This is a genomic window from Pseudomonas sp. (genome assembly GCF_049300855.1).
Lineage (GTDB): Bacteria > Pseudomonadota > Gammaproteobacteria > Pseudomonadales > Pseudomonadaceae > Aquipseudomonas.
The window spans coordinates 15,450-39,532 of record NZ_JBAQKH010000004.1 but is presented as its reverse complement, the minus strand read 5'-3'; the positions used below and the strand labels follow the sequence as shown (position 1 = coordinate 39,532).

The window sequence follows — 24,083 nt, the reverse complement described above, 5'->3', positions numbered from 1 at the left end:
CAAGGAATGCGCCATGCAACGCTATGCTCAAAAACTGCATCAACTCATCCGGGGTTTACTGCTTTTGTCCGTCATCACTGCGACCGGCGCTCAGGCGGCGGAAAAAATCGACCTGATCATTGATACCGATCCAGGCGCCGACGACGTCGTCGCGTTGCTGTTCGCACTGGCCTCGCCGGACGAACTGAACATTCGCGCGCTGACCACCGTGGCCGGCAACGTGCGTCTCGACAAAACCTCGCGTAACGCACGCCTGGCGCGCGAGTGGGCAGGGCGCGAAGACGTGCCGGTTTATGCCGGTGCGCCACAGCCGCTGATGCGCACGCCGATCTACGCCGAGAACATCCATGGCAAGGAAGGCCTGTCGGGTGTCACCGTACATGAGCCGAAAAAAGGTCTGGCTGAGGGCAATGCGGTCAATTATCTGATCGACACCTTGAAGAAGGCCAAGCCACACAGCATCACCATCGCCATGCTCGGTCCACAGACCAACCTGGCACTGGCGCTCATCCAGGAACCTGAAATTGTTCAGGGCATCAAGGAAGTGGTGATCATGGGCGGTGCGCACTTCAACGGCGGCAACATCACCCCGGTGGCCGAATTCAACCTGTTTGCAGATCCGCAAGCGGCTGAAGTGGTGCTGAAAAGCGGCGTGAAGCTGACTTATCTGCCGCTGGACGTGACCCACAAGATCCTCACCAGTGATGCGCGCCTGAAGCAGATTGCCGCGCTGAACAACAACGCGAGCAAAATTGTCGGCGACATCCTCAACGAATACATCAAAGGGGACATGGAGCACTACGGCATTCCGGGTGGCCCGGTGCATGACGCCACCGTCGTGGCTTATCTGCTCAAGCCGGAACTGTTCACCGGTCGTTCGGTGAATGTCGTGGTGGATAGTCGTGAAGGGCCGACTTTCGGTCAGACCATCGTCGATTGGTACGATGGCCTGAAAGCGCCGAAAAACGCCTTCTGGGTGGAAAATGGTGACGCGCAAGGCTTCTTTGACTTGCTGACCGAGCGCCTGAAACGCCTGAAGTAAAGCATTCGCCCGCAGGTGCCAGCCTGCGGGTTTTTTACACCCTCTCAGCGTGTTCAACCTGTTCGGTCGGGTAGCGCTCGAAAATCTGCTTTATGAATTGCTTGGCCGCTTCAGTGCCCAACTCTTTGACCAATAGATCGATACCAATCAGCGCAAGCTCCTCGGTGGTTCCCGGGCTGTAAGAGCTGTGTCCGTCTGCCCATTTGGCATTAATCGCGGCGTCGATGCTGATGGTGGTCATGAGAGCGCTCGAATAGTCGGAAGATCTTGGGTTTGAGTTAACCATTTTGTCGGGCATTTGGCACTGCGACTTAGGCATGAGCGGAGTGCTATGCGACACTTGGTCTTTTAAGGCTTTCCAAGGATCGTGTTGTGCAGATCGATTTGAATACCCCTGACGGCCTCACGCTCCAAGCCGTGCGCCAATTGCTCGCTTGCGCCAGTGATGATGAGCACACGCAGGTGCGCGTGACCAAGGGCGGTATCGCGTACATTTCTTCCGGCGTTACCGGTGGGCAGGATATCGACGGTTTGCTGTTTCGCCTGGAAACCTGGGCCAAGGGTTCGGGGTACGTCGGCAATGTCGCGGCCAGCGACGAGGTATGGGTGATGCAGATTTTCAACGCACTGAAGGACAACTGGCCGAACCCGCCGTACGACTACATCGACGTTTATTGAGCGCCGTTAATATTCAGTCACGATTGATTGATGAAGTGGCTCGTGCCGCTCAGGCAAACTCGGCGTTTTTCCGGTCGTGGGGCAGGGTGATGGCATTGCCCGTGAAACCAAACGCCCGAATGGCGGTCGCACGATCTCAGCTTAACTTTTTGAAATAAGGAGGCTTCATGCCTTTGAAGTTCGCGACACTGGGTGCACTTATGGCCGCTGCCATGCTGGCCGGTTGCAGCACGACCTCCAGCGAGTCGGCAAAGGAATCTGTGGCGACCGAAGCCGGTCACAGCCGCTGTGAAGCATCGGCGGCGGAATTCGCCATTGGCAAGAAAGCTTCGCCAGAGCTTCTGGAGCAGGCGCGCAGCAAAGCCGGGGCGCAAAATGCCCGCTTCCTCAAGCCGAACGACATGATCACGCTCGAGTACCGCTCCGATCGCTTGAATCTGAACACCGACAACAATCTGGTGATCACACGCGTCAACTGCGGCTGATCACGCGCCACTTTTGTTGCAGGCATAAAAAACCCCGTCACATGGACGGGGTTTTTTTAGTGCGCGCAGAAATTACTCTGGGCGAACCTGTGCAGCTTGCATACCCTTTTGGCCTTTCTCAGCCACGAAGGAGACGGTCTGGCCTTCTTTCAGGCTTTTGAAACCGTCGGATTCGATAGCTTTGAAGTGTACGAACAGGTCGTCACCGCCACCTTGAGGAGTGATGAAGCCGAAGCCTTTTTCATCGTTGAACCACTTAACGGTGCCGGTTTGGCGATTAGACATGGTGTATCTCCAAGAAACATATATTTTTCAGTACTGTGCTGCTCAGGCCAACTGGGCACACCCGGGTATCATAGTCGAAATGTTCGCTTTGGTAGCCCCCCGGACGTGCTGTTTGCCAATCAGTCGTGTTTTCTTTGCTGTCTTTTTTCGCTGAAAGCCCCGGTTTACAAGGCTTCTAGCGGAACGTAAAGACGATAAAAAAACCTGTAAAACCTGCATAAATCGTCTGAAAAGGCTCAAATTCAGCCCGTTTCAGGGGCGCTGAGCCGAGTCAGAAGGGGGTTTTGATCACTTTTTCGCCGGGGTATTTGCCTTGCATTTGGCGATTTGGCCCAGCGCTTTCTGCTGCAGCTCTGGGGAGGCCTTATTGTCCATCAGCGCCTGAATGTCGGCGGCAGGGTAGGACTTGATGGCATCCGCGCCACAGGCACAGTGCGATTTGGCCGCAGCAGCACCAATTTGCGGAGTCGCCGCCTGGGTGCACTGCGCCATGTACTTGTCACGCTCGCCTTTCGGCCAGTCGGCGTGGGCGCTCAGCGGCAGCAGCATTACGATAGGGGCGACTACGGCGAACAGGGTATTCAGACGCATGCGAGGATGCTCCTTGTGGGTCAATGTCTTGTTATCTGAGGGCTGAAGGGGCCATCAAGTTCAGCACTCTGGCATAAAAACGGACGATTTGCCTTCTGGCAAAACAGAGGCATAAGTGACCGCTCATCTGTGCTAGCATGCCGGGCTCAAGCGTTCTCAGGCTCCGGATGACCTTCAGTCCCGGTGCGGTCAACGTGCGAATATTCTGATTTGAATCCCAGTCACTCTGGTTCGGTTTTCCGGTTGGCCGCAAGGCTCCTGCCGCTGTAAGGCAGGCGTTCGTCATTGAATGGCCTGGATCGGATCTTGTACTGGCTCATCCCAACCCACGTGACCTTTGGTAGGGGTCACCACTAGGAGAGGAGGCGCCATGCCAACTATTACTCTTCCCGACGGCAGTCAACGTTCATTCGATCACCCGGTTTCCGTAGCCGAGGTCGCCGCATCCATTGGTGCCGGTCTGGCCAAAGCCACTCTGGCCGGCAAGGTCAATGGCCAACTGGTCGATGCCAGCGACATCATCAGCAGCGACGCGACCCTGCAAATCATTACGCCAAAGGATGAAGAGGGGCTGGAGATCATTCGCCACTCTTGCGCCCACCTGGTTGGCCACGCGGTCAAGCAGCTGTACCCGACCGCTAAAATGGTCATCGGGCCGGTCATCGACGAAGGCTTCTATTACGACATCGCCTTCGAGCGTCCTTTCACTCCGGACGATATGGCCGCTATCGAACAGCGCATGCAGCAGCTGATCGAGAAAGATTACGACGTCATCAAGAAAGTCACTCCGCGCGCCGAAGTGATCGAAGTGTTCAAGGCCCGTGGCGAAGACTACAAACTGCGCCTGGTCGAGGACATGCCGAACGAGCAGGCCATGGGCCTGTACTATCACGAAGAATACGTCGACATGTGCCGTGGTCCGCACGTGCCGAACACCCGCTTCCTGAAATCCTTCAAGCTGACCAAGCTGTCCGGTGCCTACTGGCGCGGCGACGCCAAGAACGAGCAATTGCAGCGCGTTTACGGCACCGCTTGGGCGGACAAAAAACAGCTGGCGGCCTATATCCAGCGCATCGAAGAAGCTGAAAAGCGCGATCACCGCAAGATCGGCAAGCGTCTGGGCCTGTTCCACACCCAGGAAGAGTCTCCGGGTATGGTGTTCTGGCACCCGAACGGCTGGACTCTGTACCAGGTGCTCGAGCAGTACATGCGCAAGATCCAGCGCGACAATGGCTACCTTGAGATCAAGACGCCGCAAGTCGTTGATCGCAGCCTGTGGGAAAAATCCGGGCACTGGGCCAACTACGCCGACAACATGTTCACCACGCAGTCGGAAAACCGCGACTACGCCATCAAGCCGATGAACTGCCCGTGCCACGTGCAGGTGTTCAACCAGGGCCTGAAGAGCTACCGCGAACTGCCGATGCGTCTGGCCGAATTCGGTGCCTGCCACCGTAACGAGCCGTCGGGTGCGCTGCACGGCATCATGCGCGTACGTGCGTTCACTCAGGACGACGCCCATATCTTCTGCACCGAAGAGCAGATGCAGGCCGAATCCGCTGCGTTCATCAAGCTGACCATGGACGTTTATCGTGACTTCGGCTTCACCGATGTCGAGATGAAGCTGTCCACTCGTCCGGAAAAACGCGTTGGGTCCGACGAGCTGTGGGATCGCGCTGAAGCTGCATTGGCCGCAGCCCTTGATTCTGCGGGCCTGCCGTACGATCTGCAGCCGGGCGAAGGTGCGTTCTACGGTCCGAAGATCGAGTTCTCGCTGAAAGACTGCCTTGGTCGCGTTTGGCAATGTGGTACCCTGCAGCTCGATTTTAACCTGCCTGTCCGTTTGGGCGCTGAATACGTCTCTGAAGACAACAGCCGCAAACACCCGGTGATGTTGCACCGCGCGATCCTCGGTTCCTTCGAGCGTTTCGTCGGGATTCTGATCGAGCACTACGAAGGTGCGTTCCCTGCGTGGCTCGCGCCAACCCAGGCGGTGATCATGAATATCACTGATAAACAGGCAGATTTTGTTGCAGAAGTAGAAAAAACTCTCAACGAAAGCGGATTTCGTGCCAAGTCCGACTTGAGAAATGAAAAGATCGGCTTTAAAATCCGCGAGCATACTTTGCTCAAGGTTCCCTATCTCTTGGTAATCGGAGATAAGGAAGTCGAGATGCAGACTGTCGCTGTGCGTACTCGTGAAGGTGCTGACCTGGGCTCGATGCCCGTCGCCCAGTTCGCTGAGTTTCTCGCGCAAGCGGTTTCCCGGCGTGGTCGCCCAGATTCGGAGTAATTATTATTAAGCGTGAAATGAGACAAGATAAACGAGCTGCACCGAAAGCCCCGATCAACGAGAATATCTCGGCACGCGAGGTTCGGTTAATTGGGGCTGAAGGTGAACAGCTTGGGATTGTGTCAATTGAAGACGCGCTTCTTAAGGCTGAAGAGGCCAAACTGGATTTGGTGGAAATTTCCGCCGATGCAGTACCCCCTGTTTGCAAACTGATGGACTACGGCAAATCGATCTTCGAGAAGAAGAAACAGGTTGCCGCAGCCAAGAAAAACCAGAAGCAGATTCAGGTTAAAGAAATCAAGTTTCGTCCAGGGACGGAGGAAGGGGATTACCAGGTAAAACTGCGCAACCTGGTACGTTTCCTGAGTGATGGGGACAGGGCCAAGGTATCCTTGCGATTCCGCGGCCGTGAGATGGCCCACCAGGAGCTGGGGATGGAACTCCTCAAGCGGGTTGAAGCTGACCTGCTCGAGTACGGTTCGGTCGAACAGCATCCTAAGATGGAAGGACGCCAGCTGATCATGGTCATCGCCCCGAAAAAGAAGAAGTAATCAACAGGGCACGGCAGGCCTTCTGATTATGTTTATCAACTGAATGCGGAGTATCCGAACATGCCAAAAATGAAAACCAAAAGTGGTGCTGCTAAGCGGTTTCTGAAAACTGCTAACGGTATCAAGCACAAGCACGCTTTCAAGAGCCACATCCTGACTAAAATGTCGACCAAGCGTAAGCGTCAACTGCGCGGTAGCAGCTTGCTGCATCCGTCTGACGTGGCAAAAGTCGAGCGCATGCTGCGCCTTCGTTAATTTTAGTCAAGAATAGAGGAAGTAACTCATGGCTCGTGTAAAGCGTGGCGTCATTGCCCGTAAGCGTCACAAAAAAATTCTGAAACTTGCTAAAGGCTACTACGGCGCACGCTCCCGCGTATTCCGTGTTGCCAAGCAAGCGGTAATCAAGGCAGGCCAATACGCCTACCGTGACCGTCGTCAGAAAAAACGTCAGTTCCGCGCTCTGTGGATCGCTCGTATCAACGCTGGTGCTCGTGTTAACGGTCTGTCCTACAGCCGTTTCATCGCTGGCCTGAAAAAAGCGTCCATCGAGATCGACCGTAAGGTTCTGGCTGATCTGGCAGTGAACGAAAAAGCGGTGTTTGCTGCGATTGTCGAGAAAGCTAAAGCCACCTTGGCTTAAGTACCCCCGACAATCACCCGGTCTCGCTTCCGTGGGGCCAGGTGGTAAACGTCTTAAATAGGGGAAGAGCCTTCAAGCTCTTCCCCTATTTTGTATCTGGAGTCTGTACATGGAAAACCTGGATGCGCTGGTCTCTCAAGCACTAGAGGCTGTGCAAAGCGCTGAAGATATCAATGCCCTGGAGCAAATCCGGGTTCAATACCTTGGCAAGAAGGGCGAATTGACTCAGGTGATGAAGACCCTGGGGAATTTGCCGGCAGAAGAGCGTCCGCAAGTCGGCGCCCTGATCAACGTTGCCAAGGAACGTGTCACAGGCGTTCTCAATGCGCGCATGGCTCTGTTTGAAGAAGCCGAACTGGCTGCCAAACTGTCCGCCGAATCCATTGACGTGACGTTGCCGGGCCGTGGTCAGACCTCCGGTGGTCTGCATCCGGTGACCCGGACTCTGGAACGTGTAGAGCAGTTCTTCACCCGCATTGGCTACGGCATTGCCGAAGGCCCTGAGGTCGAAGACGACTATCACAACTTTGAAGCGCTCAACATCCCAGGCCACCACCCGGCCCGGTCGATGCATGACACCTTCTATTTCAACGCCAACATGCTGCTGCGCACCCATACCTCGCCGGTACAGGTCCGCACCATGGAATCGAAGCAGCCGCCGATCCGCATCGTCTGCCCAGGCCGCGTGTATCGCAGTGACTCCGATATCACCCACTCGCCGATGTTCCACCAGGTCGAAGGCCTGCTGGTTGATCGCGACATCAATTTTGCCGATCTCAAAGGCACCATCGAAGAATTCCTGCGGGTGTTCTTCGAGAAAGAACTGGCCGTGCGTTTCCGTCCTTCGTACTTCCCGTTCACCGAGCCATCCGCTGAAGTCGACATGGAATGCGTGATGTGCAGCGGTAAAGGCTGCCGCGTCTGCAAGCAGACTGGCTGGCTGGAAGTGATGGGCTGCGGCATGGTTCACCCGAACGTGCTGCGCATGTCCGGCATCGATCCGGAAGAGTTCTCCGGTTTTGCTTTCGGTATGGGCGTCGAGCGTCTGGCCATGCTCCGTTACGGCGTGAACGACTTGCGTCTGTTCTTCGACAACGACTTGCGGTTCCTCGCGCAATTTCGCTAGTCGTAACGAATTCTTAGGAGAGCAGGATGAAATTCAGTGAACAATGGCTGCGTGGCTGGGTTAGCCCGCAGGTAAATCGCGACGAGCTGGTTGCTCGTCTGTCGATGGCGGGTCTTGAGGTCGATAGCGTGACCCCGGCCGCCGGTGTTTTCAGTGGCGTGGTGGTGGGCGAGGTGCTGAGCACCGAGCAGCACCCTGATGCCGACAAGTTGCGCGTGTGCCAGGTCAGCAATGGCGCGGAAACCTTCCAGGTCGTGTGCGGTGCGCCAAACGTGCGTCCGGGCCTGAAGATTCCGTTCGCCATGATCGGTGCCGAACTGCCGGGCGACTTCAAGATCAAGAAAGCCAAGCTGCGCGGCGTCGAGTCCAACGGCATGCTCTGCTCGCAAGCCGAACTGCAGGTCGGTGAGGGCAATGACGGTCTGATGGAGCTGCCGGCCGATGCGCCGGTGGGTGAAGATTTCCGCGTGTATCTGGATCTGGAGGACGCCAGCATTGAGGTCGACCTGACCCCGAACCGTGGCGACTGCCTGTCCCTGGCCGGCCTGGCCCGTGAAGTCGGCGCGCTGTACGACGCGCCGGTCACCCGTCCGGTGGTCATGGCCATTGCTGCCGTGCACGACGAAGTGCGTTCGGTGGAAGTGCTGGCGCCTGCCGCATGCCCGCGTTACCTGGGCCGCGTTATCCGTAACGTTGATCTGTCCAAGCCAACGCCGCTGTGGATGGTTGAGCGTCTGCGTCGCGCCGACGTGCGCAGCATCGACGCTGCCGTCGACATCACCAACTATGTGATGCTCGAACTGGGCCAGCCGCTGCACGCCTTCGATCTCGCCGAAATCAACGGCGGCATCCGCGTACGCATGGCGGAAGAGGGCGAGAAGCTGGTGCTGCTCGACGGTCAGGAAGTCAGCCTGCGCAGCGATACGCTGGTGATTGCCGACCACACCCGTGCTCTGGCGATTGCCGGTGTGATGGGCGGCGAGCACAGCGGTGTGTCCGCTACCACTCGCGACGTATTCCTCGAAAGTGCTTTCTTCGACCAGATCGCTGTTGCTGGCAAGGCGCGTTCCTATGGCCTGCACACCGACGCTTCGCACCGCTACGAGCGTGGCGTCGACTGGCAACTGGCCCGTGAAGCCATGGAGCGCGCCACTGGCCTGCTGCTGGAAATCACTGGTGGCGAAGCCGGCCCGATCATCGAGACCGTCAGCGAGCAGCATCTGCCGTCGATCGCGCCGATCACGCTGCGTGCTCAGCGCATCACTCAGATGCTGGGCATGGAAATGGATTCGGCACAGGTCGAGCGTCTGCTCGGCGGTCTGGGTCTGGGCATTACTGCCGATGGTGCAGGGCAGTGGCGCGTCGAAGTGCCAAGCCATCGCTTCGACATCAGCCTGGAAGTCGATCTGATCGAAGAACTGGCGCGTCTGTACGGCTACAACCGTCTGCCGGTTCGTTACCCGCAAGCGCGCCTGGCGCCACAAGCCAAGGCTGAAGCGCGTAGCGATCTGCCGGAACTGCGCCGTTTGCTGGTGGCTCGCGGTTATCAGGAAGCGATCACTTACAGCTTCATCGATCCACGTCAGTTCGAACTGTTCAACCCGGGCGTCGAGCCGCTGTTGCTGGCCAATCCGATCTCCAACGACATGGCTGCCATGCGTTCGTCGCTGTGGCCTGGCTTGGTCAAAGCGTTGCAGCACAACCTCAACCGTCAGCAGGATCGCGTGCGTCTGTTCGAAAGCGGTCTGCGCTTCGTTGGTCAGCTCGAAGGCCTGAAGCAAGAGCCGATGCTGTCCGGTGTGGTCTGCGGTAGCCGTCTGCCGGAAGGCTGGGCACAAGGTCGCGATACCGTCGATTTCTTCGACGTAAAAGCTGACGTTGAGGCTGTGCTGGGCTTTGCTGGTGCGCTGGATTCTTTCACCTTCGCACCGGGCAAACACCCGGCGCTGCACCCGGGTCAAACCGCGCGCATCGAGCGCGAAGGTCGTGAAGTCGGTTTCATCGGCGCTATCCACCCGGAATTGTCGAAAGCCTTGGGTCTGGATCGTCCAGTCTTCGTTTTCGAGCTGGTTCTGGCTGAAGTGGCACTCGGTAAAATGCCGAAATTCCACGAGTTGTCGCGCTTTCCTGAAGTGCGTCGTGACCTTGCATTGATTGCGCACAAAGACGTCGCGTCCGCGGCTGTACTGGACGTAATCCGTGAAAATGCAGGCGAATGGCTCACAGATCTCAGGCTGTTTGACGTGTATCAGGGTAAAGGTATTGATCCTGATAGAAAAAGCCTTGCAGTTGGCTTGACCTGGCAGCATCCATCGCGCACTCTTAATGACGATGAGGTGAATTCGACGACGCAAAATATCCTCACCTCGCTCGAACAAAGGTTGAACGCCACGTTAAGGAAGTGACGTATGGGGGCTTTGACGAAAGCTGAGATGGCGGAACGTCTGTATGAAGAGCTGGGCCTGAACAAGCGGGAAGCCAAGGAATTGGTCGAACTGTTTTTCGAGGAAATCAGGCACGCTCTTGAAGACAACGAGCAGGTCAAATTGTCCGGTTTCGGCAATTTCGACCTTCGGGACAAACGCCAGCGGCCTGGCCGCAACCCGAAAACGGGGGAAGAAATCCCGATCACGGCTCGCCGTGTGGTCACCTTTCGTCCAGGGCAGAAGTTGAAGGCCCGAGTTGAGGCTTATGCTGGAACCAAGTCATAACGACGAACTACCCGTCATCCCGGGCAAACGCTACTTCACCATTGGTGAAGTCAGCGAGCTGTGTGCCGTAAAGCCACACGTGCTGCGCTACTGGGAGCAGGAGTTTCCTCAACTCAACCCCGTCAAACGCCGCGGAAACCGCCGGTATTATCAGCGCCAGGACGTGCTGATGATCCGGCAGATCCGCGCGCTCCTTTACGATCAAGGTTTCACCATCGGCGGCGCACGCTTGCGTTTGTCCGGCGATGAAGCCAAAGACGACACGACCCAATACAAACAGATGATTCGGCAGATGATTGCTGAATTGGAAGATGTGCTGGTGGTTCTCAAGAAATAAAAAGCAGCGTTTGAATACTTCCAGTTTTCAAAAGCTTGCGCTATATTCTTGAGCGTTCTTCGAGGTGAAGAACGGTTGCAACACCAGTCGGGGCGTAGCGCAGTCCGGTAGCGCACTAGCATGGGGTGCTAGGGGTCGAGTGTTCGAATCACTCCGTCCCGACCATATAATTCAATGACTTAGCCCAATCTGAAAAGGTTGGGCTTTTTCATGCGTAGGGACTTTTGCAGGGGGCGTTTTTCTCCTCGAGATGGTCAGTCCCGCCCTTTCGTGTCTCCTACCGAACTCCGGAGGATCAGGAGCATGCTCGTTCCCAATTCCGACACCCGTATCCTTCAATCCCACTGAAGTTGCAGACTGCTGTTCCGGCACCCTGAATTCATTTTGTGCGCGACTGTTGGGGGATTTAACTACACGCCACTGCCGGGACTCTGCCGTTGAGTTTAAATTGGAGTGGGTCTACCGGAACTCCGGCAGCCGGGACAAGCCGAAATGCTGGGGATCTCCTTCTTTACGTTCTCACTTCTCCAGGTGGAGCCGGCGGGTTCCGTTGCAGGCCTACAGCTCTAAGAGGCGACGATGTTTGGGGCAGGCATGCCAGCTCATTGATTCTGCTGGTTCCCCGAGAGTGTGCGCTGTCTGTGTCGACGGGCGGTCTCGACGCAGCGTCTGAGGTGGAGGGCGAGGGGCACTGAACTCTACGTCGTGCTGGCGGTGCCGGAGCTTCTCAGATACCAGTGACAATGCGCGCCTATCGACTGTGTTGGTCCAGTCCCATAGTCGAATGGATCTATGACGACAGAATATTTACTCCGTCTGATGGGACTGACCAGATTTGGCGAAGTGGCGACTGCTCAAAAACTACTCCTGTTGATCATGCGCGCGCTGCTCTGAAGGTCATTGAGTGTACTCTCGAACCTCACGTTTCCCGTTGTTTACTGGCACTATGGCCCTGATTCCCGAGGCGTCTCTATTTGGAGTGGTAACAGGTATCAAAGCGGTAACATCTTCATACGCTGCTATCACGAGTGATTCCGCATTCATGAAGTTGTTAATTGGTGTTTGTGTTTTTATGGTGTATGTATTGCTACCTTTGTTATAAAGTTTGTAGGCGCCGGTGTTTATGTAGCTTCCGTCTTTAGAGTGTATTAGCACTGCAAGCATTAGATTTTTTTCTTTGCATGTGCTTTGTGTTGTGAAGGTAAATACAGCGTACTTCGAATAAGGCTTGTCCACAGAGATTTTGCTGATAGTGGCTCCGCAGTCGAACACAATCTTGTCTGATGTGCCCGTTGTGAATAAGTTTTCAGGCAGTATTGTTTCTTTGACCTTTACGGATGTTAAAGTGATTGATGATATATAAATAATGCACGCTGCAAAAATTGCAATTGTTTTGAGTTTGTTTTTTGAGATGTATATGTTAACTATTGCATTTCTTGCCGGGCTTTCAATTGTTTTATACAGAATGCATGCCAGTACAATTGAGTATGCCCACGCTTGGTAGTAGGCCATCTCACCGGTTCCAAATACATTTGGGAAGCTTGAGATTAAATATATTGTAGGGTAGTGGCATAAGTAAAGTGCAAAGCTCGCCTCGCCCAAGAACGTAAGAGGAGCGAAACAAAGCATTTTGGTGATGCGCCCCGAGCTAATAGAGAACACCAGAATAGTAAAAGCAAAGGCCAGTGCCGACCATGCGGCGTTGATATAGATAGTTACCCCGGTCCCAAGAATAGATTGGCCGAAAGCAAGATACTTGCTCAGTGCTATATTGGAAGCAGAAACCAGTAAAGCCACTACCTCAACCATAGTGCCGTGCCTTTTTATAATGGAGAGGTCCATCACGGAAAGCTTCTGGGCAATATGGTAAGCAGCGATTCCGGCCGTGAACTCAAAAAGCCGAGCAGGAGGGAAGAAGTATAAAAGACTTGATCTGTTTATGTCTTCATTAAAGTTTTGTGTGAGGGCGATGTAAATTAATGCTATGAGAATCAATGATTCTGCTATAAATATGTGCTTCCAGTGTGTTTGGAATTTGTTCGCCAGAAATGGAAATAGCAAATAGAAAAAAACTTCGACCGAGATACTCCAGGAAACTGCGTTTATAGATGCTTGCCAGCTCTGCAGCGGCACCCATGCTTGTATCAATGTCAGGTTTGCAAATAGTTTCTCTAAGCCGTCATTTATATAAACTGCTTCGGGGTTGACGGAGTAGGCAACTCCCAGCCAATAAGCTGCCGTAACTACATGCAACGGCCAAAGTCGTGCGAATCGTGCAACATAGAATTTATGAAGAGAGCCGGTTGAATTGAATTGCCTATAGGCATAGGATAATATAAAGCCGCTCAATACAAAGAAAAAAGATACCGCTTTAGAGGCTGTTACGTATTGCTCTATGTTGAATACACTGAATGCATCTGATGTGTGTAAAGCGACTATCAGGGCTGCAGCAAAGAAGCGCAGAGATGTAAGTGCGTCCAGTTTTTGTCGGGGCTGCATTTCTAATATTTTCCATTTTCTGTGCGTGCATCCATACAGACGATGCGAGGAATCGATACTGTTTTTCTATCTATGTATCGTAAAAAGGCGAATGTACCAGAGGCTTTTTTGAAACGCTATCAAACAAATCCTCGCCTAAGCATTCTGAGCAAAACCATGCACCCTGACCCACCATCGAGCGGGTATTTCATGCCGGGATACATTATGAGTGTCATTGAAAAAGACAGTGACATCCTCGCTCGAACACTGTGGGGTGAGACGTGCGGCGAAGGAGCGACCGGGCAGATTGCCGCAGCCTGGACGATGCGGAACCGAATGTTCGACGGTTAAGAAGGGCAGTAGGATGGGGAGTTCGCTGACGTTTGCCAATCGAAGTATCAGCCCTGTTTCTGGAACATGCTCTAGGTCAATGAGTGATGAGGGTTGGATTGGTCCCACCCAGGAGCGGCTCGGAGCGATTATGAAAATCGCTCCATTACAGTTTTATAATTCATTTAAAAAGCCAACGCATTCAGCACTCGCTTCTTGAGTAGTGCGTTTCCCTTCATGAGATGTCAGCAGGGCTAACTACTGCCATTGCGTCGGGCTCGCCGGTTTTAATGTTTGGAGCACCCTTGTGGACGCAAAAAGCAGGGCTATTGCGCTGATTTTTTCTTGATGTCGTGCGAGTCACTCGAACCAGCAGCGTCCTTTTCCGTTTCGTGCGGTTGCGCACCGGCGTTGCCGCCCGAGGATTCTTCGCCTTTCTTGTTAGCTTTTTCATCATTGGATTGTTTGCTATTGGATTGATTGACACCTGGCAGGGCGGTTGGCGGGGCAGCAGACCCTGCATTTGTCTCCTCGGCGGCCATAGCGCATGTCGGGCCGATGAGCAGCAGGCTGGCGAAGGACAGGACAGCAATGTTCTTGATCATCATCTGTACGCTCCACTGAGGGGTGTACAGCGTTGGAAATACTGCGAGGGGAAAGGTGCGGATCAGCGGACGAGTGGCACGAAGGCAAATTGCTGGCCCCCAGATTTCTGCTTCCCCGGCAAAATCGCCTTTTTTCAAAAGGTTAGGTTGGCTCTATGCGGACGATTGTCATCACCGTTGCAACGCTTTCCCTGGCTGTTTTCGCGGTGGGAGTGCAGGCGAAGGAGCTGAGCAAAAGCCATCGTTTTGCCTGTGTATGGGGTTCGGACATCGCCGCCGGCGCGCAGCAGTCGAAGCTCTCGGGCGTCTCGCTGTACGGCGCACGTAAACAATTGCAGGTGCGCCGATTTCAGCAACCGTGGATGCGCATGACCGCGATGGGAATTACCGAGCAAACCTACAACAGCTCGTCGAAGCTCAAACCGGCGGCGGTCAAGCAGACCTATTACGAACAATGCGTACGCCACGAATTGGCCCAGCGTTAATACAAAAAGCCCAACTTGAACAGTTTGGGCTTTTTCATGCCTGACGAAATCTCAGCGTTACTTCTCGCTCTCGCAATTGACCATCCACGACACGCCAAAACGATCGACCAACATGCCGAAACGCGCGGCCCAGAAGGTCGCCTCCAGCGGCATGTCGATGCGACCATCCAGGGCCAGTGCGTTGAACACGCGCTCGGCCTCGGCAATGCTGTCGACATTCAGCGAAATCGAGCAGCCGCTCATGCCTTGAGTCGGGCGGTCGGGTGTGGTGTCCGAGGCCATGATCATTTGATCACCCACTTTCAGGCAGGTGTGGATGATCAGGTTGTGGTGTTCTTCGGGCACATGTTCGGCGGCGGGCGTTTCGCCGAACGTCATCATCGCTTCGAGCTTTCCTTGCAAGGCTTGCTCGTAAAAGGTGAAGGCCTCGCGGCAGTCACCGTTGAAGATCAGGTACGGGTTGATTTTCATGTCTCTGCTCCCGGCAGTCAGGCGCGGAGCGTGGCGGGGGTTCGCCGGGTTCCGCGTAGGGCGGTTAAAACATAGCAGAGCGTTGGACGCCGGAAAGGCCGGAGTCTTCCAGATGTTTTTGTTCTGAAAAGCGTGTCGACGATAACGCGCTCGTCGTGTGAAGTTCAGCCGTAGTGCTGGAGTACCATGACCCACCACCACCACCACCACCACCACCATCACCAGCAGAGTCCAATGCCCCATGCCTGATCTATCGCGTTTCACCTCTTTGTTCGATCAGGCGCAGCGAGCCTTGCGCTTGGTTTGGGGGACATCGCGTGGCTTGTTTCTCGGGCTGGTGCTGGCAACGTTGCTGGCCGGTTTGCTGCCGGCACTGGCGGCATGGCTGGGGCAACGGATTGTCGATGCGGTTGTGGCAGCGATGCAGTTGCACGCGCAACACGGCAGTGCGCCGCTGTGGCCAGTGTTGCGTTATGTGTTGATGGAGGCCGGGGTGTTGGCGCTGTTGTCCGGCACGCAACGGGCATTGTCGGTGCAGCAGTCGCTGTTGCGCGTACAACTGGGGCAGAAGGTCAACACGTTGATCCTGCAGAAAGCACAGACCCTGTCACTGGTGCAGTTCGAGAACTCCGAGTTCTACGACAAACTGGTGCGTGTCCGTCGCGAGGCTTCGACCCGGCCACTGGCGCTGGTCATGAAGTCGTTGGGACTGATTCAAAACCTGATCATGTTGATCAGCTTCGGTGTGCTGCTGGTGCACTTTTCCCCTTGGGCGCTGGTGCTGCTGGTGGTCGGTGCGTTGCCGGTGTTCTTTGCCGAGGCGCATTTTTCCGGTGACGCTTTTCGTCTGTTCACCCGCCGCGCGCCGGAGAGTCGGCAGCAGAGCTACATCGAAACCTTGCTCTCCCACGAAACCTATATCAAAGAGGTCAAGCTGTTCGGCTTTGCCCCACTGTTGCTGCAACGCTACCGCGACACCTTCGCCAGGCTGTATGCCGAAGACCGCCGTTTGACGTTGCGGCGCGATGGCTGGGGTTTCGGCCTCGGTCTGCTCGGTACTGCGGCGTTTTACGTGGCCTATGCCTGGGTGGTGATTGATGCCGTGCACGGCCAGATCAGCCTCGGTCAGATGACCATGTATCTGGTGCTGTTCAAGCAGGGCCAAAGCGCGGTGAGCAGCAGTCTGAGTGCGATCAGCGGCTTGTATGAAGATGGCCTCTATCTGACGAGTCTTTATGAATACCTGGCCGAACCGGTGCAGGTCGATACCGGCCACCTGACGGTCGGCGTCTGCCCGGGCGATGGTTTGCGTTTCGAGAACGTCGGTTTCCGGTATCCGGGTGCCAGTCGGCCAGCGCTGGAAAACATCGACCTGCAACTGGTGCCAGGCCAGAGCATCGCGCTGGTCGGCGAGAACGGTTCAGGCAAGACCACGCTGATCAAGTTACTGACCCGGCTCTATCGCCCCGATCAAGGGCGCATCCTGCTCGACGGCAGCGATTTGCAGGATTGGCAGGAAACCGCGTTACGGCGGCGGATTGGCGTGATTTTTCAGGACTACATCCGCTACCAGTTCAGTGTCGGAGAGAATATTGGCGTCGGCGATACCTTGGCGTTCAACGACGCGCAACGGTGGAAAGAGGCCGCTGCCCAAGGCATGGCGGCCCCCTTCATCGAAGGGCTCGACAAGGGTTATGCCACGCAATTGGGACGCTGGTTTGCCGGCGGCCAGGAGTTGTCTGGCGGGCAGTGGCAGAAGATTGCCTTGTCCCGCGCGTACATGCGCCGTGATGCCGACATTCTGATCCTCGATGAGCCAACGTCCGCCCTTGATCCGGCGGCCGAGGCGGCGGTGTTCGAACATTTCAGCCAGCACAGCGAAGGGCGCATGACCTTGCTGATTTCCCATCGATTTTCCAGCGTGCGCAATGCTGACCACATCATCGTGCTGCAACAAGGGCAAATTCTGGAGCAGGGCGGCCACGATCAACTGATCGCCGCCGACGGGCATTACGCGCAATTGTTCGATTTGCAGGCTCGCGGCTACCGTTAGGTGTCCCGGCCGCTGCGCAGGGTCGCAGGCCCGGCCACGCTAGGGGTGGGCTTGCTCTGCATCAGGCTGTCGAGCGCCTTGCGGTAATTCTGCCCACCCAGCGCCATGCTGTTGTTATGCGTCGCGCCCGGCACCAACAGCAGGCGCTTGGGTTGTTGCGCGGCGTTGAACAGTTGCTCGCTGAAACGCGGCGGCACGAAAGCGTCCGCCAAACCGTGGACCACCAGCAGCGGCATGTGGATATCAGCGATCTTGTCGATGGAATCGAATTTTTGCGACAGCAGCCAGCGCACCGGCAGCGAAGTGTTGGCCACCGACGCGGCAACGTCCGCCAGCGTGGTGAAGGTGGACTCGATCACCAGTCCGCGCACCGGCAATGCAGAGTGATCGCGAGCGGCGGTCTGCCCGAGTTCAGCGGCCAGATCGATCGCCACGGCGCCGCCAAGGGAGTGTCCGTAGATCAGGCGTTTGGCCGGATCCGGTTGCAGCAGTTTGAAGCGCTCCCACGCCACCCGCGCATCTTCGTAAACACTGCTCTCCGACGGCAGATCACCGTGACTCTTGCCGAAACCGCGGTAGTCGATGGCCAGCACTGAATAACCCGCCGCGCGCAATTGTTCGATGCGGAACAACTGCCCGGTGAGGTTCCAGCGCACGCCATGCAGATAAAGAATGGCCGGCGCATTGGCCTTTTCTGCCGGCCACCACCAGGCATGAATGTTCTGCCCGGCCTTGAAACTCTTTGGTTGCAGGTCGAGTTCCTGCACGCTGCCGGGCAAGCCGTGATACCAACCGGCGGTGCCCGGTTCAATGCGAAACAGCAGTTTACGTTCGGTGTGTTCGAGCACGGCACAACTGGTCGGCACGCCGATAATCAGCGCAGCCATGCAGGCAAACGCCAAACGGCGGCGTCGCAGACGCGTCATGAAGGACAGGAACATTAAACGTTTCACCCAGGCGCAGACAAAGAAGGCATTTTTACCAGATGCCTCGGTCTGCGCGTGAGTTTTTCGACCACCGTACCGATGCAACGATTACCAAATGCTGCAAAGACTCACACGACCTGCAAAACGATCTTGCCGATATGGTCGCCAGCCTCCATGTGCGCGTGAGCCTGGGCGGCGTCGTTGAGTGAATAAACCTTGTCGATCATTGGCAAACAGCGCCCGGCAGCCAGCGCCGGCCATACGTGCTCTCGCAGTTGATCGGCAATCGCGGCTTTTTCGGCAGCGGTGCGCGCGCGCAACAGGGAGCCGGTGATCACCGCGCGTTTGGCCATCATCGCCAGCAGATCAAAGTCATTGGCCCGCGCACCGCCGAGGAAACCGAGCATGACCAGACGGCCATCCATCGCCAGGGCGCTGACGTTATCGTTGAGATACGAGCCGCCCATGATGTCGAGGATCACATTGACGCCCTGGCCTGCGGTTTTTTCGCCGATGACTTGGGCGAACTCTTCCTCGCGGTAGTTGATCGGCAAGCCGCCAAGCTTGCTGATCGCTGCGCATTTGTCCGGGCTGCCGGCGGTGGCAAACGCTTCAATACCGAACTCGCGGCATAGCATCAGTGCGGTAGTGCCGATGCCGCTGGTGCCACCGTGAATCAGCGCGCGTTGACCACGGCTGGCGCCGCCGAGGCCGAACAGGTTGGCCCACACAGTGAAGAACGTTTCCGGGATCGCGGCGGCGTGCACCCAGTCCAGGCCGTCGGGAATCGGCAGGGTCTGGCCGGCCGGGACTGCGCAGTATTCGGCATAACCGCCGCCATTGGTCAGCGCGCAGACTTTGTCGCCCACCGCGAACTGGTTGACACCCGCCCCGAGGGCCACGACTTCGCCGGCGACCTCCAGCCCGGGAATCGGGTTCATGCCGGGTTTCATCGGATATTTACCGGCGCGCTGCAAAGCGTCCGGCCGGTTGATCCCGGCGGCGTGCACGCGGATCAGCACTTCGCCTTGTGCGGCGACCGGCAGCGCCACGCGTTTGGGTTGCAGGACCTCGGGGCCACCCGGTTCGGTGATTTCGATTCGGGTCATTTCATTGGGCAGGGACATGTCGATTCCTCTGAGTTCAGGTTCAGTAAGTGGGAGCGTGTTGCGCAAGCAATGATTCCCTTCAATTTGCGCAGCCGTGTGGTTCGACAGGGGCGGGCAGCCATTTCATGGCTTGCTCCAGCAGCAGTGCCACAGAGATCGCGCCTGCGGCGATGACGAACAACAGCGCGTGGTGACCGCCACTGGCATTGAACAGCGCGGAATAGGCGAATCCAGCCAGCGCCTGAAAGGTGGCGAACGATACCGTGGCACGGCTCCAGGCAATTTGCTGGCGATGATGCTCCGGCACCAGCTCATGCACCCGGGCCAGGGCGAGCGGCACGATGCCGGGCGGAAATGAACCGAGTATCACCGCCAGCAACGCCAGCGCCACAAACGAGTGGGACATCGCCAGCAACCCAAGGGCGATCGCCTGCACCACCAGCACCAGGCGAATGCCGGAACGTGCGCCAAGCTGATCGGCAAGAAAGCCATAACTCACCGGGCCGACAATCGCGCCCAAGCCGTACATCACCCAGATCAGCGCGCCGATATGTGCCCCCGCGCCAAGTCCACGCGCCACGTAATCCACCAGAAACACCATGGCAGGCACCAGGCCAGCGGCCATGAAGGCGTATTGGCCGAACAGCAAATACACACCGCGAGGCGTCGGTTCAACGGGCGCCGTTTCCTGCGCGGCTTGCGGGTGTGGGAAGTCAGACGGCCAGCCGAACCAGCTCAGCGCCGTCAGCAGCAAGGCCAACGCGCCCAGGCCCAGCCATGTCGCTTGCAAGCCGAGGCTCAATAGCGGCGGCACCAGCGTCCCGGAACCGGCAATGCCAAGACCGATGCCGAGAAAGATTGCGCCACTGGCCAGTCCTTTACGCGCCGCCGGAACGTGTGGCAATACGGTTGCGGCCACCAGCACCATGATCGCGCCACCGGCAATCCCCGACAGCAGCCGCCAACCAAAGAACCAGCCCACCGACAACGGAAACGCACAGGCAAAAAAAGCCGCCGTGACCACCAGCATCATCAGCCGCAAGGCATTTTTATTGCCGAGCTGGCGCGCTGTCGGCCGGCCGAGCAGCGCGCCGATCAGATAGCCCACCAGATTGGCCGCACCGAGGTAGACCACATCATTGGCGCTGAACCACCGCGCCTCAATCAGCGAAGGGATCAACGGCGTGTAAGCGAAACGCGCCAGCCCGATGCTGACCAGGCTGGCGCAGAGGCCGGCAAAGATCGGCAGCCAGATACCAGTGGAGGTTGAAGTGCGCATGATAGCGATCTCGCGGAAGGTTTATGGCGCTCAGCATATCGGCTATCGTTGCTGCGTTAATGCAGCGATTAAGCGTTACTGCGATGCGAATTTGCATCACTTGGAGGCAAGATGAATTGGGATGACGCACGGGTATTTCTTGCCGTTTGCCGCGAGTCGACGCTACGGGGCGCCGCGCGGGTGCTGGGAGTGGATCAGGCTACGGTCGGACGACGGATCACGGCACTGGAAAAGTCCCTGAGTGCGACGCTGTTCCTGCGCACTTCCGACGGCTACGCGTTGACCGCCGTCGGTGAGGCGGCGCTCCAGAGCGTGGAGAAAATGGAGCATTCGGCACTCGAACTGGAGCGGCAGATTCAGGGCCTGGACGATCGCCTGACCGGCACGGTACGCGTCAGCACCACGGACTCGCTGGCCATCGACTTTCTGATCCCGGCCATTGCCCGGTTGCACGAGCAGCACCCGGACGTGCGAGTGCAGCTTGATGCGTCCACGCAGATCCTCAGTCTGGCCAAGCGCGAGGCGGATATCGCGGTGCGCAACACCCGGCCGGACAACCCTGATCTGATCGCCCGGCGCATTGCCCGATGGCCGGTGGGGCTGTTTGCTTCCCAAACGTATATAGACGCCAATGGAGTGCCGCAGCCGGGCACGGCATTTGAAGGGCATGATCTGGTGGTTTATCAACCGTATCTGCAAGGCAAAAAAGATCTGACGTTGGTATCGGAGCCAATGAGTCGCGGTCGGATCGTCGCCAGCCTCAGTTCCAGTTTGCTCGTCCGTCGTTCGATTGCAGCAGGGTTGGGTGTAGGAGAAATCCCTGTGTACATGGGCGCGCGAGATGGCCTGATCAGGCTTTGGCCGGAGCGCACCACGCCGCTCCCGTATGAGGTATGGCTGGTAACCCACGCGGACCTGCGCCATACCGCGCGGGTGAGGGCGGTGATTGAGCAGATTGTCGACGTGTTCGCATCGGAGAATGACTAGGCGGAAGCTGTTTTGGCACGGCTACAACCTCTGACGAAACGGCCTACACCAGAGGCAGAATCCCCCGGCTTGTCAGCATTCTGGATGGGGCCTATTGTTTCGGCATGTCGGTGAGGGGCGCAGGGCTCGCACTGATGTTGATACCAGGGAAGGTATTGGTAAACCCAGGAAGGTGCCGAATTGAGAACCACGGAATTCAGTCAAAATTCAATCAGTGACCTGTCGAGTAAAGGTCGGAATACTCAAACCATGAACGCTATAAGCCGTGAAGAGTTCAATGCCAGGATCGAGACCATTGAGACGAGGATGGACGCTCGGTTCGAGGGTGTGTCGGCAAAAATCGATGCTTATCTTTTGACTCAGGCGGAGAGGGACAAACGATACGATTTGATGTGGGATGGCGTACAAAAAATCGCCGAGGACTCAAAAGAAGCCATCAAACAAGCCTCGACAGTGAAGGCGCATTACTGGGCGACGACAGCCGTCCATTTTCTCGGAATGATCACCGTCGTCGTGGGGGCGCACTTTGCCAATCAGGCAGCGGTGTTAACAACCTTGCAGACGACACTCGCTGCGATCCAGGTAGGTAAAGATATAGGCGTTCCAAGACCTGCTCCGCAACAAGCACCCGAATCACCACAATAGAAAACGGCCTTCAAAGAAGGCCGTTTTTGTGAGCATTGAAATACCAGGTCATGGCATCTCAGGCAATTCCTGCGGCCGCAGGTCGAACACCAACACCTCGGCATCGACACCATTGCTCAAGGTCAGCAACTGTTCTTCGCGAACCCGCACGCCGTCACCTTCGCGCAATGGCTGGCCATTGAGTTCAACGCTGCCACGTGCGACATGCACATAGGCATAGCGGTTGGCCGCCAGTTCCAGCGTGGCGCTTTCCTTGCCGTCGAACAGTCCGGCGTACACCCGTGCGTCCTGGCGTACTTTCAGTGAGCCGTTGTTGCCGTCCGGAGAAATGATCAATTGCAGACGACCGCGTTTTTTCCCGGCGCTGAAATGCTCCTGTTGATAGCGCGGTTTGGCGCCGCTGACTTCCGGCACGATCCAGATCTGCAGGAAGTGCACTGGCTTGGTCGCTGAATGATTGAACTCACTGTGTGCCACCCCACTGCCGGCGCTCATCAATTGCACGTCACCCGGGCGGATGACCGAGCCGGTGCCCAGCGTGTCCTTGTGTTCCAGCGCACCTTCCAGCACGTAGGAAAAGATCTCCATGTCGCGATGCGGGTGCTGGCCGAAACCTTTACCGGCAGCAACGCGGTCATCGTTGATCACCAGCAGGTCGGAAAAACCCTGTTCGCGAGGGTCGCGATAGCTGGCAAAGGAAAAGGTATGAAAGGACTTCAACCAGCCATGATTGGCGAGGCCACGATCGGAGGCTTTGCGAAGGGTCAGCATGATGAAATCTCCTTGCGGGACGTGAATTCGTCCGAGTGAGGAGAAGGTTACTGTTTACTGTGCGATGCAATAAGTAGGTGGAAATTGAAAGACTGTCCCGATCAGGTTGACAGTTGTGCGATGCGCTTCGCACAAACTCTTGCGCCCTCAATGTCGTACTTGGCCATAATGTCTGGCCTGTCTCATGTCTCCTTGATTTAAGTGATGTCTGCCCATGAAAACCGTGGCAATGGTGCTATTTCCCGACTTTCTTCTGCTCGACATGGCCGGGCCCCTGGAGGTCTTTTCGGTTGCCAATCGCTATCTGAAACCCGATGCGCATTATCAGTTGATCACCCTTGGCACCGAGGATGGCCCGCTGCGGGCCTCCAACGGCGTGTCAGTGCACGCCGACCGGGTTATCGGCGACGCTGACACCGAACGTTATGACTTGTTGCTGATACCGGGAGGCCCCGGAGCCTACAACCAACAATTTCCGGCGTTGTTCGCCTGGCTCAAACGCGCCGTCCAGCGCGTCGAGTATTACGGTTCGATCTGCACCGGCGCTTTTGTACTGGGGCACGCCGGATTGCTGGATGGTTACCGTGTGACCACGCACTGGAACTACACCGAGCGCTTGATCAAGGGTTTCCCTAAAGCCCATGTCACCACGGATCAGATCTATGTCGAGGATCGCAACCTGATCACCTCGGGCGGTGTCACCGCCGGGATCGATATGGCGCTCGCTGTCATCGCCCGCGATCACGGCAAGAAACTCGCCCAGGATGTCGCCAAAGTCCTGTTGGTGGTGATGAAACGGCAGGGCGGGCAGGCGCAGTTCAGCCCGTTGATGGCGGCCGTGGCACCGCAGGAAACGCCGATCACCCGCGCGCAGAGTTACGTGCTCGAACACCTCGACGAAGCGTTCACGGTCGAGCGCATGGCGGCGATTGCCAATATGAGTGCGCGACACTTCGCGCGGCTGTTCGCCCGCGACATCAACATGACGCCGATGGAGTTTCTGCAAAGTGCGCGCATCGACTGCGCGCGAAATCTGCTGGAAACCAGCGATCTGCCGCTTAAAACCGTGGCGTACAAAAGCGGTTTCGGCAGTGTCCGGCACATGCGTTCACTGTTCGCTGAAAAGCTCGGTCTGACCCCCGCACAGTACCGCGAACAGTTCAGCTAGAGCGCTCGTGTCCGTCTGGCGCACCCGGATGTCCGTG

Annotated in this window: 26 protein-coding genes, 1 tRNA gene and 1 pseudogene; 18 read left to right on the top strand and 10 right to left on the bottom strand. The window is 56.7% G+C overall.

The genetic code is table 11. From position 1 onward, the window contains the following. Positions 1–13: 13 nt before the first annotated feature. The gene (locus WA225_RS01280) at positions 14–1,042 is read left to right on the top strand and encodes a nucleoside hydrolase (RefSeq protein ID WP_422606573.1); all 1,029 of its coding nucleotides are present in this window, start codon (positions 14–16) and stop codon (positions 1,040–1,042) included. Positions 1,043–1,076: 34 nt separating this feature from the next. Here the strand turns inward: WA225_RS01280 and WA225_RS01275 are convergent, their stop codons facing one another. Next, on the bottom strand, positions 1,077–1,283 hold the full coding sequence (locus WA225_RS01275; RefSeq protein WP_422606572.1) for a hypothetical protein: 207 nt from the start codon (positions 1,281–1,283) through the stop codon (positions 1,077–1,079). Positions 1,284–1,414: 131 nt separating this feature from the next. Here WA225_RS01275 and WA225_RS01270 point away from each other — a divergent pair, with 131 nt between their 5' ends. Further along, entirely contained in the window at positions 1,415–1,720 is a 306-nt protein-coding gene (locus tag WA225_RS01270) for a hypothetical protein (protein WP_422606571.1), read from the top strand. A gap of 167 nt (positions 1,721–1,887) precedes the next feature. Further along, entirely contained in the window at positions 1,888–2,205 is a 318-nt protein-coding gene (locus WA225_RS01265) for an I78 family peptidase inhibitor (protein WP_422606570.1), read from the top strand. A 72-nt stretch (positions 2,206–2,277) separates the two neighbouring features. Here the strand turns inward: WA225_RS01265 and WA225_RS01260 are convergent, their stop codons facing one another. Both WA225_RS01260 and WA225_RS01255 read right to left on the bottom strand, forming a co-directional pair. Beyond that, positions 2,278–2,490 carry a cold-shock protein gene (locus WA225_RS01260; RefSeq protein ID WP_003179963.1) on the bottom strand — a complete coding sequence of 71 codons (213 nt, stop codon included), beginning with the start codon at positions 2,488–2,490 and terminating at the stop codon, positions 2,278–2,280. 288 nt (positions 2,491–2,778) lie between these two features. Beyond that, positions 2,779–3,081, bottom strand: a complete 303-nt coding sequence (locus tag WA225_RS01255; protein ID WP_422606569.1) for a hypothetical protein — start codon at positions 3,079–3,081, stop codon at positions 2,779–2,781. 370 nt (positions 3,082–3,451) lie between these two features. On the opposite strand from WA225_RS01255, the gene thrS reads away from it, so the two are divergent. The 9 genes from thrS (at position 3,452) to WA225_RS01210 (ending at position 10,904) form a co-directional block, all read left to right on the top strand. After that, the gene (gene thrS / locus WA225_RS01250; RefSeq protein WP_007913488.1) at positions 3,452–5,374 is read left to right on the top strand and encodes a threonine--tRNA ligase; all 1,923 of its coding nucleotides are present in this window, start codon (positions 3,452–3,454) and stop codon (positions 5,372–5,374) included. Then, complete coding sequence (gene infC, locus WA225_RS01245; protein ID WP_170947229.1) at positions 5,374–5,925, top strand: translation initiation factor IF-3; 552 nt, start codon at positions 5,374–5,376, stop codon at positions 5,923–5,925. Before thrS ends, infC begins: the two co-directional genes overlap by 1 nt. A gap of 60 nt (positions 5,926–5,985) precedes the next feature. Then, positions 5,986–6,180, top strand: a complete 195-nt coding sequence (rpmI, locus tag WA225_RS01240; protein ID WP_002553160.1) for a 50S ribosomal protein L35 — start codon at positions 5,986–5,988, stop codon at positions 6,178–6,180. A gap of 28 nt (positions 6,181–6,208) precedes the next feature. Beyond that, positions 6,209–6,565, top strand: coding sequence for a 50S ribosomal protein L20 (gene rplT, locus WA225_RS01235; RefSeq protein WP_007913489.1), 357 nt, complete (start codon positions 6,209–6,211; stop codon positions 6,563–6,565). 109 nt (positions 6,566–6,674) lie between these two features. After that, positions 6,675–7,691, top strand: coding sequence for a phenylalanine--tRNA ligase subunit alpha (gene pheS, locus WA225_RS01230; RefSeq protein ID WP_003226365.1), 1,017 nt, complete (start codon positions 6,675–6,677; stop codon positions 7,689–7,691). A gap of 26 nt (positions 7,692–7,717) precedes the next feature. Beyond that, a complete protein-coding gene (pheT, locus tag WA225_RS01225) occupies positions 7,718–10,096 on the top strand; it encodes a phenylalanine--tRNA ligase subunit beta (RefSeq protein WP_422606568.1) in 2,379 nt (792 codons plus the stop codon). Between the two features lie 3 nt (positions 10,097–10,099). Continuing rightward, positions 10,100–10,402: an integration host factor subunit alpha gene (gene ihfA / locus WA225_RS01220; RefSeq protein WP_002553164.1), complete on the top strand. Its 303-nt coding sequence runs from the start codon at positions 10,100–10,102 to the stop codon at positions 10,400–10,402. After that, the gene (locus tag WA225_RS01215; protein ID WP_003179985.1) at positions 10,383–10,739 is read left to right on the top strand and encodes a MerR family transcriptional regulator; all 357 of its coding nucleotides are present in this window, start codon (positions 10,383–10,385) and stop codon (positions 10,737–10,739) included. The genes ihfA and WA225_RS01215 overlap by 20 nt, the downstream gene beginning before the upstream one ends. An 88-nt stretch (positions 10,740–10,827) precedes the next feature. Continuing rightward, a tRNA-Pro gene (locus tag WA225_RS01210) sits at positions 10,828–10,904 on the top strand. Between the two features lie 732 nt (positions 10,905–11,636). Here the strand turns inward: WA225_RS01210 and WA225_RS01205 are convergent. Further along, on the bottom strand, positions 11,637–13,238 hold the full coding sequence (locus tag WA225_RS01205; protein WP_422606567.1) for an acyltransferase family protein: 1,602 nt from the start codon (positions 13,236–13,238) through the stop codon (positions 11,637–11,639). 204 nt (positions 13,239–13,442) lie between these two features. Here WA225_RS01205 and WA225_RS01200 point away from each other — a divergent pair. Further along, positions 13,443–13,565: pseudogene (locus WA225_RS01200) on the top strand (cell wall hydrolase); the annotation flags it as partial. A gap of 308 nt (positions 13,566–13,873) precedes the next feature. Here WA225_RS01200 and WA225_RS01195 read toward each other — a convergent pair. Next, positions 13,874–14,155 carry a hypothetical protein gene (locus WA225_RS01195; RefSeq protein ID WP_422606566.1) on the bottom strand — a complete coding sequence of 94 codons (282 nt, stop codon included), beginning with the start codon at positions 14,153–14,155 and terminating at the stop codon, positions 13,874–13,876. A 152-nt stretch (positions 14,156–14,307) separates the two neighbouring features. Here WA225_RS01195 and WA225_RS01190 point away from each other — a divergent pair, with 152 nt between their 5' ends. Next, positions 14,308–14,637 (top strand): hypothetical protein, encoded by a 330-nt coding sequence (locus tag WA225_RS01190; RefSeq protein WP_422606565.1) that lies wholly within the window; start codon positions 14,308–14,310, stop codon positions 14,635–14,637. Positions 14,638–14,694: 57 nt separating this feature from the next. Here WA225_RS01190 and WA225_RS01185 read toward each other — a convergent pair whose 3' ends face one another. Next, positions 14,695–15,108 (bottom strand): VOC family protein, encoded by a 414-nt coding sequence (locus WA225_RS01185; protein WP_422606564.1) that lies wholly within the window; start codon positions 15,106–15,108, stop codon positions 14,695–14,697. A gap of 241 nt (positions 15,109–15,349) precedes the next feature. Between WA225_RS01185 and WA225_RS01180 the strand changes: the two genes are divergently transcribed. Continuing rightward, the gene (locus WA225_RS01180; protein WP_422606563.1) at positions 15,350–17,161 is read left to right on the top strand and encodes an ABC transporter ATP-binding protein; all 1,812 of its coding nucleotides are present in this window, start codon (positions 15,350–15,352) and stop codon (positions 17,159–17,161) included. On the opposite strand, the gene WA225_RS01175 is transcribed toward WA225_RS01180, so the two are convergent. The 3 genes from WA225_RS01175 to WA225_RS01165 all read right to left on the bottom strand — a co-directional run bounded on the left by WA225_RS01175 (position 17,158) and on the right by WA225_RS01165 (position 20,475). Further along, positions 17,158–18,102 (bottom strand): alpha/beta hydrolase, encoded by a 945-nt coding sequence (locus WA225_RS01175; protein ID WP_422606562.1) that lies wholly within the window; start codon positions 18,100–18,102, stop codon positions 17,158–17,160. The two genes, WA225_RS01180 and WA225_RS01175, sit on opposite strands and share 4 nt — an antisense overlap. Before the next feature lie 113 nt (positions 18,103–18,215). Further along, positions 18,216–19,214 (bottom strand): NAD(P)H-quinone oxidoreductase, encoded by a 999-nt coding sequence (locus WA225_RS01170; RefSeq protein WP_422606561.1) that lies wholly within the window; start codon positions 19,212–19,214, stop codon positions 18,216–18,218. Between the two features lie 61 nt (positions 19,215–19,275). Beyond that, positions 19,276–20,475 (bottom strand): YbfB/YjiJ family MFS transporter, encoded by a 1,200-nt coding sequence (locus WA225_RS01165; protein WP_422606560.1) that lies wholly within the window; start codon positions 20,473–20,475, stop codon positions 19,276–19,278. Positions 20,476–20,586: 111 nt separating this feature from the next. Here WA225_RS01165 and WA225_RS01160 point away from each other — a divergent pair, with 111 nt between their 5' ends. Beyond that, entirely contained in the window at positions 20,587–21,462 is an 876-nt protein-coding gene (locus WA225_RS01160; RefSeq protein ID WP_422606559.1) for a LysR family transcriptional regulator, read from the top strand. 249 nt (positions 21,463–21,711) lie between these two features. Continuing rightward, positions 21,712–22,107: a hypothetical protein gene (locus WA225_RS01155; RefSeq protein ID WP_422606558.1), complete on the top strand. Its 396-nt coding sequence runs from the start codon at positions 21,712–21,714 to the stop codon at positions 22,105–22,107. A gap of 48 nt (positions 22,108–22,155) precedes the next feature. Here the strand turns inward: WA225_RS01155 and WA225_RS01150 are convergent, their stop codons facing one another. Next, positions 22,156–22,878 carry a pirin family protein gene (locus tag WA225_RS01150; protein ID WP_422606557.1) on the bottom strand — a complete coding sequence of 241 codons (723 nt, stop codon included), beginning with the start codon at positions 22,876–22,878 and terminating at the stop codon, positions 22,156–22,158. A 214-nt stretch (positions 22,879–23,092) separates the two neighbouring features. Here WA225_RS01150 and WA225_RS01145 point away from each other — a divergent pair, with 214 nt between their 5' ends. Continuing rightward, positions 23,093–24,046 (top strand): GlxA family transcriptional regulator, encoded by a 954-nt coding sequence (locus tag WA225_RS01145; RefSeq protein ID WP_422606556.1) that lies wholly within the window; start codon positions 23,093–23,095, stop codon positions 24,044–24,046. The last annotated feature ends 37 nt before the right edge of the window (positions 24,047–24,083 follow it).

Bases quoted from the DNA above. Each gene is read 5' to 3' on its own strand.
- WA225_RS01280 (WP_422606573.1), top strand. From the start codon at position 14: ATGCAACGCTATGCTCAAAAACTGCATCAACTCATCCGGGGTTTACTG.
- WA225_RS01275 (WP_422606572.1), bottom strand. From the start codon at position 1,283: ATGACCACCATCAGCATCGACGCCGCGATTAATGCCAAATGGGCAGAC.
- WA225_RS01265 (WP_422606570.1), top strand. From the start codon at position 1,888: ATGCCTTTGAAGTTCGCGACACTGGGTGCACTTATGGCCGCTGCCATG.
- WA225_RS01260 (WP_003179963.1), bottom strand. From the start codon at position 2,490: ATGTCTAATCGCCAAACCGGCACCGTTAAGTGGTTCAACGATGAAAAA.
- WA225_RS01255 (WP_422606569.1), bottom strand. From the start codon at position 3,081: ATGCGTCTGAATACCCTGTTCGCCGTAGTCGCCCCTATCGTAATGCTG.
- thrS (WP_007913488.1), top strand. From the start codon at position 3,452: ATGCCAACTATTACTCTTCCCGACGGCAGTCAACGTTCATTCGATCAC.
- rpmI (WP_002553160.1), top strand. From the start codon at position 5,986: ATGCCAAAAATGAAAACCAAAAGTGGTGCTGCTAAGCGGTTTCTGAAA.
- rplT (WP_007913489.1), top strand. From the start codon at position 6,209: ATGGCTCGTGTAAAGCGTGGCGTCATTGCCCGTAAGCGTCACAAAAAA.
- pheS (WP_003226365.1), top strand. From the start codon at position 6,675: ATGGAAAACCTGGATGCGCTGGTCTCTCAAGCACTAGAGGCTGTGCAA.
- pheT (WP_422606568.1), top strand. From the start codon at position 7,718: ATGAAATTCAGTGAACAATGGCTGCGTGGCTGGGTTAGCCCGCAGGTA.
- ihfA (WP_002553164.1), top strand. From the start codon at position 10,100: ATGGGGGCTTTGACGAAAGCTGAGATGGCGGAACGTCTGTATGAAGAG.
- WA225_RS01215 (WP_003179985.1), top strand. From the start codon at position 10,383: ATGCTGGAACCAAGTCATAACGACGAACTACCCGTCATCCCGGGCAAA.
- WA225_RS01205 (WP_422606567.1), bottom strand. From the start codon at position 13,238: ATGCAGCCCCGACAAAAACTGGACGCACTTACATCTCTGCGCTTCTTT.
- WA225_RS01195 (WP_422606566.1), bottom strand. From the start codon at position 14,155: ATGATGATCAAGAACATTGCTGTCCTGTCCTTCGCCAGCCTGCTGCTC.
- WA225_RS01190 (WP_422606565.1), top strand. From the start codon at position 14,308: ATGCGGACGATTGTCATCACCGTTGCAACGCTTTCCCTGGCTGTTTTC.
- WA225_RS01185 (WP_422606564.1), bottom strand. From the start codon at position 15,108: ATGAAAATCAACCCGTACCTGATCTTCAACGGTGACTGCCGCGAGGCC.
- WA225_RS01180 (WP_422606563.1), top strand. From the start codon at position 15,350: ATGCCTGATCTATCGCGTTTCACCTCTTTGTTCGATCAGGCGCAGCGA.
- WA225_RS01175 (WP_422606562.1), bottom strand. From the start codon at position 18,102: ATGTTCCTGTCCTTCATGACGCGTCTGCGACGCCGCCGTTTGGCGTTT.
- WA225_RS01170 (WP_422606561.1), bottom strand. From the start codon at position 19,214: ATGTCCCTGCCCAATGAAATGACCCGAATCGAAATCACCGAACCGGGT.
- WA225_RS01165 (WP_422606560.1), bottom strand. From the start codon at position 20,475: ATGCGCACTTCAACCTCCACTGGTATCTGGCTGCCGATCTTTGCCGGC.
- WA225_RS01160 (WP_422606559.1), top strand. From the start codon at position 20,587: ATGAATTGGGATGACGCACGGGTATTTCTTGCCGTTTGCCGCGAGTCG.
- WA225_RS01155 (WP_422606558.1), top strand. From the start codon at position 21,712: ATGAACGCTATAAGCCGTGAAGAGTTCAATGCCAGGATCGAGACCATT.
- WA225_RS01150 (WP_422606557.1), bottom strand. From the start codon at position 22,878: ATGCTGACCCTTCGCAAAGCCTCCGATCGTGGCCTCGCCAATCATGGC.
- WA225_RS01145 (WP_422606556.1), top strand. From the start codon at position 23,093: ATGAAAACCGTGGCAATGGTGCTATTTCCCGACTTTCTTCTGCTCGAC.